This is a genomic window from Arthrobacter caoxuetaonis (assembly GCF_023921125.1).
Classification (GTDB): domain Bacteria; phylum Actinomycetota; class Actinomycetes; order Actinomycetales; family Micrococcaceae; genus Arthrobacter_B; species Arthrobacter_B caoxuetaonis.
In genome coordinates, this window is sequence record NZ_CP099466.1 from 1,598,849 (window position 1) to 1,614,223 (window position 15,375).

Sequence of the window (15,375 nt, forward strand, 5' to 3'; positions counted from 1 at the left end):
CCGCGAAGATGAAGAATTCTTCATCGCCGTTTCACGGTGGCCTCATAAAGCCCTGAAACTATGTAGGCATGCAAACGATGCGACGTGTGCTCCTGCTGGGGGCGATGCTGCTGGTGCCGGTGCTCCTGGCTGTAGCCGGGACCTTGCTCCTGCCTCCGGCCGGACCTCCCAAGGTTGACGCGACCCCGGTCGAACTGGGCCCCGGTCCTGACGGGGCGCCTGCCCACGGACTGGAACCGCGGCCAAGCGATTCCCCCACGGCCCCGGCGGAGCCTGCGCCCCCGGCCCCTGCACCGTCAGATCCGGACACCGCCCCGGCGCCGCAGCCGCAGGCCACGCCTGCGGAAGGACCGGTGGTTCCTGCACCGGCCCCGGTCACTCCCGCGGAACCCGTGCCTGTCCTGCCGCCGGTCGTCATCGATGACGACGACGCCGGGGAAGAGGATGACGACTAGTGGCACTGACCGTACCCGCACCGGACCGCACGGCACCTCCTGTGCCGGAACACCGTCCTCAGGCCGGTAATCCCTGTGCACGGCGGGGTTCGAAAGTACCCGCCCGCTGGCGGATCGCCGGCTGGATCCTGCTTACCACCGCACTGACCCTCCTGGCCGTGCTGCTGACCATGAAGTCGCTTCTCCTTAATGAGGCGAGGACGCAGGCCCATCAGGACATCAACCAGGAACTGCAGGAATTCCGGGCCTTCGCGGCTGAAGGAGTCGATCCCACCACGGCTGAACCCTTTACCTCCATCGAGAAGATGCTGGAGATCTTCCTCAGCCGGCAGTCGGCGGCCCCGAATGAAGTCATTGTGGGCAGTGTTGGCCAGCGGATCCTCTATACCGCCGCAGGCGCAAACGGTTCGCCCGCCAACGGCCACAACCTGCCCGAAGACGACGCGCTGATGGGCAGCATCCGCTCGGGGGACGCCGCTTCCGGCATTGCCCAGACCAGTGCGGGGGAGATGCACTGGGTTCGACTGCCGGTTGTCTCCGGGGACGAGACCGGCCACCTGATCGTCGGTGTCTATATGGCTCCTCGCCAGGAGGAGGTTGCCGACACCATCCTGACCATCTTCTTCGTCTCCTTCGGCGGGCTCGCAGTGACCGCCGGGATCGCCTGGCTCGTGGCTGGGCAGATCCTCTCACCCATCCGCGAAGTGCGCCGGGTTGCCGAAGAAATCTCGGAGAGCGATCTCACCGCCCGGGTGCCGGTCCGCGGCAACGACGACATCTCCGCGCTGGCTGTGACCTTCAATATGATGCTTGACCGGCTGGAATCGGCCTACCGGACGCAGCGTGCATTCGTCGACGACGCCTCACATGAACTGCGCACGCCAATCACCGTGATCCGCGGGCACCTCGAGCTGATGGAGGACAATGCGGCGGACCGCAGCCGGACGCTGGCCCTGGTGGACGGGGAACTGGCACGGATGGGCCGGATCGTCTCGGACCTGCTGCTGCTGGCCAAGGTAGACCGCCCCGGGTTCGCCGTCCCGCGGCCCACCGACGCGGCGGCACTGCTTCTCGACATCGAAGCCAAGGCGCAGGTCCTGGGTCCGCGGGGCTGGCCGATCCTGGAAATTGCCGAAGGCACCATCAGCGTGGATGCGCAGCGGATAACCCAGGCCGTGCTGCAGCTGGCGACGAATGCCTGCCAGTATTCCCCGGAACGCAGCACTGTGAGCCTTGGGTCCCGCTTCGAGGAGGAGGGGACCGCGCGCCGGTTCACCATCTGGGTTGCCGACCGCGGCAGCGGCGTGGACGCGCAGGAAGCTGCCCGCATTTTCGGCCGGTTCCACCGCGGGCAGGCAGCAGATCAAGGCGACGGCGCCCGCCCCGGTGCCGGCCTGGGACTGGCTATCGTGCGCGGCATCGCCGAAGCCCATCATGGGACGGTCTGGGTCCGCAGCACGCCCGGGCACGGCGCCACCTTCGGTATCACCATCCCGACCCCGGAAGCGCCCGGTGAAGTATCCGCCCTCCCTCCGGACACAGGCACCTCCTGCAGCACAGAAAAGGCCGCCGACGGCCCGAAGCCAAAGAAAGATATGAACCCATGAGCAGGATCCTGATCGCGGAGGATGACCGCCGGATAGCCGAGTTCATCGAGAAAGGCCTGCGGGCCGCGAACTACACCTGCATCTGCGTGGAGGACGGCGCCAGCGCCCTGCTCCTGGCACGCTCCGGGGGTTTCAGCATGATCATTTTGGACATTGGACTCCCTACCCTCAGCGGCTTCGACGTGCTCGAACGCCTCCGAAGCGAGGGTTGCCGGACCCCGGTGATCGTGCTGACAGCCAGTGATTCGGTAGCAGACACCGTCCATGGACTGGAAAGCGGCGCCAATGACTACATGACGAAACCGTTCCAGTTCGCCGAGCTCCTTGCCCGTGTCCGGCTGCGCCTGAACGACGACGCCGAGCCCGCCCCGGTATCCACCCTCACCCACGGGGACCTGGTCCTGGACATGCGCAGCAGGCGGGTGCGGACCGGAGAAGACACCGCCGACCTGACTGCCCGCGAGTTTTCCCTGCTGGAAGTCTTCCTGCGCCATCCGGGCCAGGTGCTCAGCCGGGAGCAGCTGATTTCCCATGCGTGGGACATGGACTTTGACCCCGCGTCGAACGTGGTGGACGTCTACGTCCGCGCCCTGCGCGCCAAGATCGGCGCTGGCCGCCTGGAAACTGTCCGCGGGGCGGGATACCGGCTGACATGAGCGAAGTCTTCTACACCTCCACACCCAAAGGTGCCAGCCTGCCGGAGAACGCTGAAACCGGCAGAAGGTTCCTTGGCGTGCTGAAGCCCTCCGCCGCCGTCGCGCTGGGTGTGGCGCTTTGCCTGATGGCCGTCCTGGCGGTCAACGCGGTCGCCGGCTGGGGCCTCGGCGGGGCCGCCGCGGTCACGCTGTGCATCTTCATCGCAGCGGTCTGGTTCTGGATTTTCTCTCCGGTGGGGGATACGTACGTAGCCCTGGGGGCCGCCGTCGCACTGGTGATCAGTGGAATCCTCCCCTCTGAGGACCTCTTTGCGGCTCTGGGGGAGGACACCATCTGGCTGCTCATGGCTGCCTTCGTGATAGCCGCTGCGGTGGCGTCCACCGGCCTGGCCGCACGGGGCGCCGCGTTCATCGTTTCGGGTGCCCGGTCGGTCCGGCAGCTGGCCCACCTGACTTGCCTCGGCCTGATTGTCACGGCCTTCGCCATCCCTGCCACGTCGGGGCGCGCCGCCCTGGTGCTGCCGGTCTTCCTGACCCTGCGGCGGGTGCTCAAGGACCGTCCCGCGGTGGTGAAAATGCTGGCCGTGCTGTTCCCCACCGTGATCCTGCTCTCCGCTGTCAGTTCCTTTCTGGGCGCCGGCGCGCACCTGATCACCAGCCAGATCCTGCAGGCAGCGGGGTATCCCGGGTTCGACTTCGCGTCCTGGCTGCTGCTCGGACTGCCGCTGGCACTGGTGGCCTCTTTCCTTGCTGCCGAACTCGTGCTCAGGCTCTTCACCGGCAGGGAGGAACGCCGGGAGCCGCTGCGGATTCCCCTCGCCAGCCTGCAGCAGGACAGCCCACAGCGGATCACCGGCCGGCTGGACCTCGATGAGCAGCGCTCCCTGCTGCTTCTCTGCGCCGTGGTGGCACTGTGGTGCACCGAGCCGATCCATGGCCTGGACCCTGCGCTGGTGGCCCTCATCGGCGCCCTGGTGGTGTGCCTGCCGGCCTACGGATCCGTGGACCTGGGTGTAGCTCTGAAAAAGGTTCCGTGGTCCATGCTGATTTTCATGGCCGCCACCCTGGCACTGGGATCCAGCCTGGTGAGGACAGGCGCGGCGGATTGGCTGGCAGCGTCGATGCTGGGGCCGGTGGAGTTCTTCGGTGCCGCCAAGCCCTATGTCTTCGTCGTCGCCGTCGTGCTGGTCTCGACAGCCGCTCACCTGGCGATCCAGTCGCGGTCGGCCCGGTCTGCTGTTCTGATTCCCGTCATCGTGGCCTCCGCTGCCCCGATGGGCGTCGATCCGATGGCCGCCGCCTTCGCCTCCACGGCTGCCGCAGGCTTCTGCCACACCCTGACGAGTTCCGCCAAGCCAGTGGCCATCTTCGCCGAAACGGAGGGCCAGCCAAACTTCGAACCGGCCGATCTGCTCCGGCTCTCCGCCTGGCTGGCGCCGATGAGCGCCGTGGCCGTACTCCTGTTCAGCTTCACGGTATGGCCCCTGCTGGGCCTGCCGGTGATCGTTTCCCCCTGACCCACAAAACCCCCAAAAACCCCCAAGAAAAGGTGTCCATCATGGTCATGACCATTCCGCAGCGGATTCTGGTTGCACCCTCCGGTTTCAAGGAAAGCCTCGATGCCGTCGAGGTGGCTGCGGCCATCTCTGCCGGGATCAGGCGCGTCATCCCCGGCGTCAGCATCAACGCGGTGCCCATGGCCGACGGCGGGGAAGGGACGGCCGCTGCACTGGCCAGTGCGACAGGGGGAAAAATCGTCCGCACCAGGGTCACCGGTCCGGTGGGCCGGACAGTCGACTCGCACTTCGCCGTCCTTGGCCGGGCGGAGCGCCCCACCGCCGTCGTCGAGATGGCCGCAGCGGCAGGGCTCCGGCTCGTTCCCGCCGATATGCGCGATCCCGGAGCTACCACCACGCGCGGAGTCGGCGAGCTCATTTCTGCCGCGCTGGACCAGGGCGCGGAACGGATCGTAGTCGGCTGCGGTGATTCCGGGACCTCCGACGGCGGGGCGGGCGCCCTCCGAGCCCTCGGCGTGAAGATCTTCGACCGCAACGGCAATGACCTGCCCGACGGCGGTGCCGCGCTGGCGCAGGCCGGACACGTCGACTTTTCCGGGCTGGACCCCAGGCTTTCCGCGTGCCGGCTGGAGCTGGCGCTGAATCCGTACAACGTCCTGTGCGGCCCGCAGGGGGTGGCCAGGGTCTTTGGGCCGCAGAAGGGCGCGACCCCGGACCAGGTGGAGGAGCTCTCCCGGGGCCTGGACAATTGGGCGAGGCTGCTGGCGGAGGCCACCGGGACGTCGGAGGATTACCTGCGCAACGGTCCCGGCACGGGCGCGTCCGGCGGCCTCGGTGCGGGCCTCGCAGCGGTGGGTGGCTGGCTGGTTCCCAGGTTCGAGCTGCTCCTGGATTCCGGGCTTGCCGGCATCGATCTGGACACCGACATCGCGAATGCGGATCTGGTGGTCACGGCGGAAGGTGCCATTGATTTCCAGACTCCCCGCGGCAAGGTTCCGGCCGAAGTGGCCCGCCGTGCGCAGCGCGCGGGCGTTCCGGTGCTGGCATTTGCCGGTTCCATCGGCAAGGACGCTGCGGATGTTCACGCCGCCGGGATCGACGCCATCGCCGGCATCATTCCCATCCCGATGGACCTCAAACGCGCTGTTGCGGAGGGTGCCATGCTGCTGGAGGAAGCCACGGAGCGGACCTTCCGGGTCCTGCTTCTGGGTTCGGCCATATCCTCCAGGGTGGCCGCTGCTGCTGCCTGAGCCAGCCTAGCCGTTGCGCGGCCATGGACTCAGGCGAGGTCGGGAAGATTATCCTGTCTGGGAGCGGAACCCAGGACCGGAAAGCTCATCCGTTTGGCACTGACGTAAGGAGCACAGCATGGGGAGCATCACCCTTGACCTGTTCATGACCCTGGACGGCATCTACCAAGGACCCGGCAGCGCAGATGAGGATCCCTCCGGAGGCTTCACCCTTGGCGGCTGGCAGGCCGCTTTTGCCGACGCCGAGTCCGGCAGCGCGATCATGGCCGGCATTAACCAGATGGATGCGCTCCTGCTTGGCCGCCGGACCTACGACATTTTTGCTGGCTATTGGCCGCAGCGCGGAGACACCAACCCGATTGCGGAGAAGTTCAATTCCATGGACAAGTACGTGGTGTCCCGGACACTGGACGAAGCGGATTGGGAGGGAACTGGCGTCCTGTCCACAGTGGAAGAGGCGGCAGTGCTCAAGGACCGGTATCAGGACATTCACGTTGTGGGCAGCGGTGCCCTCGCGGGCGCCCTGCTGGCCGCGGGGATCCTGGACCGGCTCAATCTCTTCCTGTATCCCGTGACATTGGGCAGCGGCAAGCGGATCTTCGCTGACGGCGCCGGCGTTCCTGCAGCCTTCACCCTTGCCTCGAACCCGCAGTCGTTCCCCTCGGGGGTGCTCCGCCTGGTCTATGAACGTGACGGCGCACCGGTGACGGGTATGGACGCCGGTGAGTAGACGCTACCGGGGTGAGAGTACTGCTGCAGCCCGTTCCAGAGCGCCGGGAACGATCGAATAGTACGCCCACACACCGCGCTTGTCCCGGTGCAGGATTCCCGCGTCCACCAGGATCTTCAGGTGATGAGACACCGTGGGCTGGCCCAGCCCTACTGGTTCGGTCAGGTCACAGACACAGGCTTCCTGGTTCTCCTGTGCCGCGATGATGGACACCAGGCGCAGCCGGGTTGGTTCGGCGACGGCCTTGAGCAGCTGGGCAAACCGCTGCGCGTCCTCAGCGCTAAGCACGTCCCGGGTCAGCGGCGTGCAGCATTCTGCTGCAGCGGTTTCGGGGACGGTCTGTGCAGCATTCACCCGACCATTATGCCCTCAGATTGACACTTGTCGATATCTGCGCGGATACTCGACATCGAAGGGTGTCGATGTCCTTCGATCAATGATCCCGCTATGGCCGTCCTCGAGGAGCTTCGTGAGCCACCCCGCCCAGCCGCCTGCAACCGGCCAGGCCCCCGCCCGGCTCTCCACCCTTGACCGCTTCCTCCCCGTCTGGATTGTCGCTGCCATGGCGGCGGGTCTGCTGCTGGGCCGTTTCGTCCCCGGCATTGCGCCCACCCTGGACTCAGTGAGCGTCGCTGGCGTCTCGCTCCCCATCGCCGTCGGGCTCCTGGTGATGATGTACCCGGTGCTGGCCAAGGTGCGTTACAGCGAGACCCGCAGGGTTGTGGCCGACCGCAAACTGATGATCACGTCCCTGGTGCTGAACTGGGTGGCGGCGCCTGCGTTTATGTTCGCCCTGGCCTGGACCTTCCTTCCGGACCTGCCTGAATACCGCACCGGATTGATCATTGTGGGGCTGGCCCGCTGCATCGCGATGGTGATGATCTGGAACGATCTCGCATGCGGGGACCGTGAAGCCGCAGCGGTGCTGGTGGCAATCAACTCAGTTTTCCAGGTCCTCGCCTTCGGTGCCCTCGGCTGGTTCTACCTCCAGGTTCTGCCCGGTTGGCTCGGTCTGGAAACCGCCAGCGCAGACTTCTCGTTCTGGGCCATCACGCTGAGCGTCCTCATTTTCCTGGGCATTCCGCTGCTGGCCGGATTCCTTACCCGCACATTCGGCGAACGTGCCAGGGGGCGTGACTGGTACGAGAACAGATTCCTGCCCAAGATTGGCCCCTGGGCACTTTACGGGCTCCTGTTTACGATCGTCCTGCTGTTCGCGATGCAGGGGGATGAGATTACCTCCAACCCGCTCGACGTCGCCCGCATCGCCCTGCCGCTGCTGGTCTACTTTGTGGTCGTGTTCGTGGCCGGGATGGTGCTGGGCAAGCTCCTTGGCCTCGGGTATCCACGCACAACCACCCTTGCCTTCACCGCTTCCGGCAATAACTTCGAACTGGCCATCGCTGTTGCCATCGCCACGTACGGAGTGACCTCCGGCCAGGCGCTGGCCGGCGTCGTCGGACCGCTGATCGAAGTCCCCGTCCTGGTCGCCCTCGTTTATGCCGCTCTCTGGGCGCAGAAGAAGTACTGGCCCACAGCCACCCCCACCGTTGCCGACACCCCGGCAGAGAAGGCCAACCGATGACCGAAGCAGCTGCCAAGCCGTCCGTCCTGTTTGTCTGCGTCCACAACGCCGGACGGTCGCAGATGGCCGCCGCGTACCTTCGGACCCTGGCCGAGGACCGGATCGTAGTCCGGTCCGCCGGGTCTGCGCCGGCTGAGCAGGTCAACCCGGCCGCCGTCGAGGCCATGGCGGAGGAAGGCATAGACATGTCAGCCGAGCAGCCCAAGGTCCTGACTACCGACGCCGTGCGGGAGTCCGACGTCGTCATCACGATGGGCTGCGGCGACACCTGTCCGATCTACCCCGGAAAGCGCTACGAGGACTGGGAGCTCGAGGACCCGGCCGGGCAGGGCGTGGACGCCGTCCGCCCCATTCGGGACGAGATCAAGGCGCGCATCCAGTCCCTGATTGCCGATCTTCTTCCAAGCGCCTAGCACCCGAACCACATTCTCCGCGAAGGAAATTCATGTCGAAGAACACCGACACCGCACTGTCCCAGCTCCCCGTCGCCGTCATCGGCTCCGGGCCCGTTGGGCTGGCCGCCGCCGCGCACCTCCTTGAGCGCGGACTGACCCCCATCATCTTCGAAGCCGGCGACTCACCGGCCGCGGCCGTCAACGCCTGGGGGCACATCCGGCTGTTCTCACCCTGGCAGTACGACGTCGATGCCGCCGCACGCCGCCTGCTCGAGGGCACCGGCTGGCAGGAACCGGACGCCGACACGCTGCCGACCGGGGCCGAACTCCTCGAACTGTACCTTCGCCCGCTGGCGGCCGTGCCGTCGATGAGCGGTGCCCTGCATTTGAACAGCGAAGTCGTTGCCGTCACCCGGGAAGGACTGGACAAGACCCGAACCGGCGGACGGGAGAACACCCCGTTCCTGCTCCGCATTCGGGATGAGTCTGGCAGCGTGAGTGAACACCGGGTACGCGCAATCATCGACGCCTCCGGCACCTGGAACAACCCGAACCCGCTTGGACAGGCGGGGCTTCCTGCCGCAGGCGAAGCGGAGGCCTACGCTGCAGGCTTCATCACTGTCCCGCTGCCTGACGTAGCCGGCCGTGAGCGCGCCCGGTTTGCCGGCCGGCATGTCCTGGTGGTCGGTGCCGGGCACTCTGCAGCCAATAGTCTGCTGGCGCTGGGGGAGCTGGCCGAGCAGGAGCCGGACACCCGGATCAGCTGGGCCATTCGCCGGTCCTCGGCGGCCAGTGTTTATGGCGGCGGAGACCTGGACGGCCTGCCCGCCCGCGGCGCCCTGGGCAGCCGGTTGCGTGCCCTCGTCGAAGAGGGCCGGATCGAACTGCACACCTCGTTCACGATCACCGGGTTCAAAGCGGCGGACAGCCTCACGGTCGTGGGAAGCACCCCGTCCGGCGAAACGCAGCTGGACGTGGACCTGCTGGTTCCTGCTACCGGCTTCCGTCCCAGCCTGGACATGCTGCGCGAAATCCGGCTGGACCTTGATCCGGCAGTGGAAGCACCGCGGCAGCTCGGCCCGCTCATCGATCCGGAGTTCCACAGCTGCGGCACCGTGGAACCTCACGGTGCGCGGCTCCTGGCCCATCCGGAAAAGGACTTCTACATTGTGGGCATGAAGTCCTACGGCCGGGCGCCAACGTTCCTGATGGCCACCGGCTACGAGCAGGTTCGTTCCATCGCGGCAGCCCTTGCGGGGGACCAGGAAGCCGCGGACAAGGTGGAACTTGTCCTGCCCGAAACCGGGGTCTGCTCAACCGATCTGGGCGGCAGCTGCGACACCGATGCCAGCTGCGGGACCGACTCCGCCGCGGAAGAGGCTTCCTGCTGTGGGACGCCTGAGCCGTACACCGCTGCTGAACCGGAAGCGGCTTCGTCCTGCTGTGGAACCGCGCCTGAACCGGAACCGGCGGCGTCCTCGTGCTGCAGTGCACCGGAGCCGGCGTTCCTCGGCATCCCCACGGGTCTGGCGCACGGGCGCTCAGCCCGTGAGGAGAGCTAAGGGCACAACGCTTGAAGCGTTGAGTGCAGCGGCCAGAACTGCGCCGCTGGCAGCGGAGTCCCGGAGACAGCTGCTTCAAGGAACGTGAGGTGGGTGAGCCAGCCCGGGAGATAGGCGCCGGTGAGGTTGCCGAGCTTGAGATGGCGGAGTTCAAGGGTGCTTCCCTGCTCCGTGGGATCGAGGCTGAACTCCAGCTGTGATTCCGGTTCGTCCGGAAAGTTCCAGGTCATGGCCAGGAGCTCCGGCTCATTGGCCGTGAGCACCAGGCTTTTGGGCCCGAAGCCGTCCCCGTGGTCGATCAGTACCCGTCCGCCCGGCCTGAGATCACATTCGGTCGCCCTGCCCAGCCACTGGGACAACAGGGTGGGCTGGCGGAACGCGTTCCAGACGTCTTGCTGAGGAACGGGAAATGCCCAGGACACCGTGAGGACGTCGTCGGCCATTGAGTACTGGGAGAGTGGCATGGCGATGATTCTGGCACACTGCCCTGTCCGCGTGCGGAGCTAGCCGGTCCGGGTCCAGACGTCGCCGTTGGGCTCCCGGGACCAGAGCTGCCGCGGCACCTCTGCTTCGCGGACGACGTCGGTCAGCCACAGTGTGCTGTCTGGATCCCATCCGGCGAGGACAGTGGCGGTGTCCGCGTGCACCTCAAGTGCCCGGCCGGCCGTGTTGAGGTAGCCCATGGTCGTCAGATGCACTGCGTCCCATTCCGAGGCAACCCTCTGCCAATCCGGGATCACCCACTGGCCGTTCCTGCCAGTCGTGTGAAACCAGTCGTGTCTGCGGGAAGCAGTGACCTCCACTGGATAAGCACGGCAAAGCGAGATCCAGTCCTCCGCAGTGTGTATCTCCAAGGTCCGCCCAGCTCCGTATACCGGAATCACTGTGGCCTCTTGCTCCCCGAAAGAGTCCTCCACCAGATTCAATGCTGCGGGGATGGCCCCCACAGTCCGGATGATTCCAAGAGGGCAGGACCACCAGGTTCCCGTGATGTTGGCGTAGACGCTCTCGGGGCGATCCAGTGCAGCCTGTGCTTCCTCGGAGCGCACCCCCTCAGCCCAATTGTTCAGCACCTCCTGCGGATTCCGAGGCAGCGGCGCCGGGTCCTCCGCGGAACGCCAGTCCACGGCCCACTGCTCCGCCTGATGCTCCTGGGACCAGGCTTGCCCGGTATGGGTGGCAAGGATCTGCCCAGCGATCGGCTGGAGGGCTGCCGTTATGGCCGGCAGGCCGGCGAGCACATCTTCCCCGTCGGGTTCCTGCCAGTACCGTGCGGTACCCACGGCCCTCTGCAGGGCCGCAGCGAGTTGTTCCTCGGTGATGCTGGACGCATCGATTGATCGAAGCGCCGCCGCCAGGTCGCCCACGGACGGCTCTTCGCTTGGAGCGCTGGCCTCAGAACCGCCGCTGGAAAGGGCGAAGAGAACCGTGGAAGTTCCTTTTCCGGGGTCCAGTTCGTACCCAAGATGGAAGACGGCGCTTCGGACGTCGGAATCAAGTTCCATCGCGAGCTCCAGGCACAGACGCCGCCCGCGAGGTCCCTCAAGAAGCAGGTTCGGCTGGGTTTCCATCCGCCCATCCTTGCATGGCGCCTGCTTGTCCGGACGCCGGATGCCGTCGATCGGGCTGTCCGGTCCAAGTCGAGGCTACGCCTCAGGGGGCCCAGAGCGATCACCCCCTCATCCTCTGGGGAGATAACGCTCTTTAGGGAAGGTTCAGCGAAACCATTGGGGAGGTAACGCTGCTTTGACCCGCTCAGAACAGCGATATCTCCCCAAACGTTGGGCGAGAAAGACCCATAACAGTGTTATCTCCCCAAAGGTTCGACGCCGGCCACAAAATCGTGAGAGCTGGTACGCAGAGAGTGTTGCTATGACACGGTGCATGCATAAGGGACCGTATGGCCAGGACCTCAGCAGGGAATGACAAGGAGCGTGGTGTTTCCGAGCGTCAGCTTGTTGCCGCGAGATTCAGATGGTGGGCAGCTGCGGCGTGCTTCGCAGTGCTGCTCGCCGCCGCCGTCCTGCTCCGCCGTGCACGCAACTGAGACACGCCGAGAACGGCGGACGCAAAGCGCCGGACGGACCGGGTTAGGCGGCAGGATTGCAGCCGTTCCGGTCCGCCCGGCGCGTGCCAAGCGGGCAAACGGGTAAAGAACTAGACAGCAGCCGGCACAGCACCGGCGTTGAACAGCTTCCCGTTCACGCGGTCAGAAGCACCAACCCGGTCCAGGTACGGGGTGATCCCGCCCAGGTGCATCGGCCAGCCGGCGCCGAGGATGACGCAGAGGTCGATGTCTTCCGGACCGGCTACAACGCCTTCGTCCAGCATCAGGCCGATTTCCTCGGCCAGGGCATCCTGCGTGCGGCGCAGGACTTCCTCGGACGTGGACGGCGAGTCGCCGAAGGTCAGCAGGTCCAGCGTTTCCTGCGGCACGTACGGCTTGCCGTCCTCGTCCTTCTGCCACAGCGACTTGATGCCGGCGTCGATCAGCTTCTGCGAGTTCTCCGAGACGTAGAACCGGTCGCCGAAGGCAGCGTGCAGGGATTCCTGGACGTGCTGACCAACCGGCAGGCCGACCAGGGCCAGCAGGCTGAACGGGGTCATCGGCAGGCCCATGGGGCGCAGCGCGTTATCTGCGGTGGCGGCGTCGGTGCCCTCGTCGAACACCTTGGTGATCTCGCCGAACATCCGGCCCAGGATCCGGTTGACCACGAACGCCGCCGCATCCTTGACCAGTACGGCAGTCTTCTTCAGCTGCTTGGCGAGGACAAACGCGGTGGCCAGCACGGCGTCGTCGGTCTTCGGGGCGCGCACAATCTCCAGCAGCGGCATCACGGCCACCGGGTTGAAGAAGTGGAACCCGACCACGCGCTCGGGGTGCTGCAGGTCGGCAGCCATCTCGGTGACCGACAAGGAGGACGTGTTGGTTGCCAGGATGCACTCGGGGGAGACCACGGCCTCCACCTCGGCGAAGACCTGCTTCTTGACGGACATTTCCTCGAACACAGCCTCGATCACGAAGTCGGCATCCGCAAAGACATCCTTGGAAACCGAGCCCGTGACCAATGCCTTGGTGCGGTTGGCGGCGTCGGGAGAGATGCGGCCCTTGCCCAGCAGCTTGTCCACTTCGGCGTGGACGTAGCCCACACCCTTGTCCACGCGTGCCTGGTCGATGTCCGTCATCACCACGGGAACCTTGAGGTTCTTGGCGAACAGCAGGGCCAGCTGGCTGGCCATCAGCCCTGCGCCGACGACGCCGACCTTGGTCACCGGGCGCGCCAGCTTCTTGTCAGGAGCCCCTGCGGGACGCTTGCCGCGCTTCTGCACCAGGTCCAGGAACGCGTACACGGTGGACTGGAACTGCGGGGTCTGCATTAGCTCAGCCAGTGCATCGCACTCGGCCTCGCGGGACTGCTCCCGCGTCCACTCCTTGCCGGCTTCCAGCAGGTCCAGCACCTTGGCCGGGGCGGGGGCAGCGTTGGACGTACGCGCCTCGACGAAGGCACGGCCGGCAGCGACGGCGGCATCCCAGCGGTCGGCAACCTCGGAAGGCTCGACGGCGTTGGGCCGGGCGACGCTCGCCGCACCCGTGATGACCCGGGAGGCCCAGGCGAGGGACTGCTCCAGGAAGTCGGCCGGTTCGAACAGGGCATCCGCCACGCCGAGCTTGTAGGCAGCAGGACCCGACAGGGTGCGGTTGTTGCTCAGCGGGTTCTCGATCATGACCTTGACGGCGTTCTCAGGTCCGATCAGGCGCGGCAGCAGGTAGACGCCGCCCCAGCCCGGAACCAGGCCGATGAACGCCTCAGGAAGGGCCAGGGCACCCGCCCCGGTAGAGACCGTGCGGTAGTCGGACTGCAGGGCGATCTCGAGCCCGCCGCCCAACGCCACACCGTTGATGAAGGCAAAGCTGGGCACGCCCAGGTTGCCGAGCTTGGCGTAAACATCGTGCCCCAGGGCAGCCATGGCGACGCCGTCCTCGTACTCGCCGAGGGTCTTCACCGCGGAGAGGTCGGCGCCGGCCACGAGGTAATGCGGCTTGCCTGTCACGCCGACGCCCACGATCTCGCCCTTGTCCGCGCGCTCCTTCAGGGCATCCAGCACGCCGCCGAGTTCCAGCAGCGTGTTCGGGCCCAGCGTGGTGGGGCGGGAGTGGTCGACGTCGTTGTCCAGGGTGATGAGGGCGAAGGTGCCGGCCCCGCCGGGCAGCTCGACGTCGGAGACGTAGGAGTGAGTGACAACCTCGTTCGGGAAGAGCCCGGCGAGGCGCTGGAAATCAGTGGCAGTCATTACTTCGAAGCCTCCGTGGACTCGGTGTTGTAATCGGGGTGGTTGGGGTTTTCCCAGATGACGGTGGCGCCCATGCCCAGGCCGATGCACATGGTCGTCATGCCGTAGCGCACCGACGGGTCCTCCTCGAACTGGCGGGCCAGCTGCGTCATCAGGCGCACGCCTGAGGAAGCCAGGGGGTGTCCGACGGCGATGGCCCCGCCATAGCGGTTCACGCGGGGGTCGTCGTCGGCAATGCCGAAGTGGTCCAGGAAAGAGAGGACCTGCACGGCGAAGGCCTCGTTGATTTCGAACAGGCCGATGTCCTCGATGGACAGGCCGGTCTGCTTCAGTGCCTTTTCGGTGGCAGGCACCGGTCCGATGCCCATGACCTCGGGCTCGACGCCGGCGAAGGCGTAGCCCACCATGCGCATCTTCACGGGCAGGCCGAGCTCCTCGGCGGCATCCGCGGACGCGAGCAGTGCGGTGGTGGCGCCGTCGTTCAGTCCCGACGCGTTGCCCGCGGTGACGCGGCCGTGCGGGCGGAACGGGGTGCGCAGGGTGGCCAGGTCTTCAACCGTGGTTCCCGGGCGGGGCCCTTCGTCAACCGAGCTGAGTGTCCAGCCGGCGCCGGCCTTCTTGGTGGCAACGGGAACCAGGTCCGGCTGGATCTGGTTGCCTGCGTAGGCCTTGGCCAGTTTCTCCTGGCTGGCAGCGGCGTAAGCGTCGGTGCGTTCCTTGGTGATGTCCGGGAAACGGTCATGCAGATTCTCGGCGGTGTTGCCCATGTTCAGGGCAGCCGGGTCCACGAGGCGCTCGGTGACGAAGCGCGGGTTGGGATCCGCGCCGGCCCCCATCGGGTGGTGGCCCATGTGTTCCACGCCGCCGGCAATCACGACGTCGTACGCGCCGAAGCCGATGCCCGAAGCAGTGGTGGTCACGGCGGTCATGGCGCCCGCGCACATGCGGTCGATAGCGAAGCCGGGAACCGTACGGGGCAGACCGGCCAGGAGTGCCGCGGTGCGGCCGATGGTCAGGCCCTGGTCGCCGGACTGGGTGGTGGCGGCAATGGCTACCTCGTCAACGCGTTCCGGAGGCAGCGACGGGTTGCGGCGCAGCAGTTCGCGGATGCACTTGACCACCAGGTCATCGGCCCGGGTGTCGGCGTACATGCCTTTCTCGCCGGCCCGTCCGAAGGGGGTGCGGACGCCGTCGACGAAAACGACGTCCCTGATCTGCCGTGCTCGGCTCTGTGGGCTCACGTACTGCTCCTCTTTGAGATGTGGATTAGCTCACGCCCAATGTTACTCGCCAGTAACTTAGGCTGCAAGGGCTGCAGCCGTGCG

14 protein-coding genes are annotated in these 15,375 nt (G+C 66.4%); 9 read left to right on the forward strand and 5 right to left on the reverse strand.

Going from position 1 to position 15,375, the window contains the following annotated elements; translation table 11 throughout:
* Positions 1–68: 68 nt before the first annotated feature.
* The 6 genes from NF551_RS07240 (at position 69) to NF551_RS07265 (ending at position 6,215) form a co-directional block, all read left to right on the forward strand.
* Positions 69–455, forward strand: coding sequence for a hypothetical protein (locus NF551_RS07240; RefSeq protein ID WP_227897014.1), 387 nt, complete (start codon positions 69–71; stop codon positions 453–455).
* On the forward strand, positions 455–2,062 hold the full coding sequence (locus NF551_RS07245) for a sensor histidine kinase (protein WP_227897013.1): 1,608 nt from the start codon (positions 455–457) through the stop codon (positions 2,060–2,062). Before NF551_RS07240 ends, NF551_RS07245 begins: the two co-directional genes overlap by 1 nt.
* Complete coding sequence (locus NF551_RS07250) at positions 2,059–2,718, forward strand: response regulator transcription factor (RefSeq protein WP_227897012.1); 660 nt, start codon at positions 2,059–2,061, stop codon at positions 2,716–2,718. Before NF551_RS07245 ends, NF551_RS07250 begins: the two co-directional genes overlap by 4 nt.
* The gene (locus tag NF551_RS07255; RefSeq protein WP_227897010.1) at positions 2,715–4,235 is read left to right on the forward strand and encodes an SLC13 family permease; all 1,521 of its coding nucleotides are present in this window, start codon (positions 2,715–2,717) and stop codon (positions 4,233–4,235) included. Before NF551_RS07250 ends, NF551_RS07255 begins: the two co-directional genes overlap by 4 nt.
* A gap of 41 nt (positions 4,236–4,276) precedes the next feature.
* Entirely contained in the window at positions 4,277–5,485 is a 1,209-nt protein-coding gene (locus NF551_RS07260) for a glycerate kinase family protein (protein ID WP_227897007.1), read from the forward strand.
* Positions 5,486–5,603: 118 nt separating this feature from the next.
* The gene (locus NF551_RS07265; RefSeq protein ID WP_227897006.1) at positions 5,604–6,215 is read left to right on the forward strand and encodes a dihydrofolate reductase family protein; all 612 of its coding nucleotides are present in this window, start codon (positions 5,604–5,606) and stop codon (positions 6,213–6,215) included.
* Positions 6,216–6,218: 3 nt separating this feature from the next.
* On the opposite strand, the gene NF551_RS07270 is transcribed toward NF551_RS07265, so the two are convergent.
* Entirely contained in the window at positions 6,219–6,569 is a 351-nt protein-coding gene (locus NF551_RS07270; protein WP_227897005.1) for an ArsR/SmtB family transcription factor, read from the reverse strand.
* A 115-nt stretch (positions 6,570–6,684) separates the two neighbouring features.
* Between NF551_RS07270 and arsB the strand changes: the two genes are divergently transcribed.
* The 3 genes from arsB to NF551_RS07285 are packed head-to-tail and all read left to right on the forward strand — an operon-like array spanning position 6,685 to position 9,757.
* Positions 6,685–7,800 carry an ACR3 family arsenite efflux transporter gene (gene arsB / locus NF551_RS07275; protein ID WP_227897004.1) on the forward strand — a complete coding sequence of 372 codons (1,116 nt, stop codon included), beginning with the start codon at positions 6,685–6,687 and terminating at the stop codon, positions 7,798–7,800.
* A complete protein-coding gene (locus NF551_RS07280; RefSeq protein ID WP_227897003.1) occupies positions 7,797–8,213 on the forward strand; it encodes an arsenate reductase ArsC in 417 nt (138 codons plus the stop codon). Before arsB ends, NF551_RS07280 begins: the two co-directional genes overlap by 4 nt.
* Before the next feature lie 32 nt (positions 8,214–8,245).
* Positions 8,246–9,757 carry an FAD-dependent oxidoreductase gene (locus NF551_RS07285; RefSeq protein WP_227897001.1) on the forward strand — a complete coding sequence of 504 codons (1,512 nt, stop codon included), beginning with the start codon at positions 8,246–8,248 and terminating at the stop codon, positions 9,755–9,757.
* Here the strand turns inward: NF551_RS07285 and NF551_RS07290 are convergent.
* The 4 genes from NF551_RS07290 to NF551_RS07305 form a co-directional block, all read right to left on the reverse strand.
* Positions 9,754–10,221, reverse strand: a complete 468-nt coding sequence (locus NF551_RS07290) for an SRPBCC domain-containing protein (protein ID WP_227897000.1) — start codon at positions 10,219–10,221, stop codon at positions 9,754–9,756. The genes NF551_RS07285 and NF551_RS07290 overlap by 4 nt on opposite strands.
* A gap of 39 nt (positions 10,222–10,260) precedes the next feature.
* Positions 10,261–11,328, reverse strand: coding sequence for a hypothetical protein (locus NF551_RS07295; RefSeq protein ID WP_227896998.1), 1,068 nt, complete (start codon positions 11,326–11,328; stop codon positions 10,261–10,263).
* A 586-nt stretch (positions 11,329–11,914) separates the two neighbouring features.
* A complete protein-coding gene (locus tag NF551_RS07300; RefSeq protein ID WP_227896997.1) occupies positions 11,915–14,050 on the reverse strand; it encodes a 3-hydroxyacyl-CoA dehydrogenase NAD-binding domain-containing protein in 2,136 nt (711 codons plus the stop codon).
* On the reverse strand, positions 14,050–15,291 hold the full coding sequence (locus tag NF551_RS07305; protein ID WP_227896996.1) for a thiolase family protein: 1,242 nt from the start codon (positions 15,289–15,291) through the stop codon (positions 14,050–14,052). The genes NF551_RS07300 and NF551_RS07305 overlap by 1 nt, the downstream gene beginning before the upstream one ends.
* Positions 15,292–15,375: the final 84 nt, after the last annotated feature.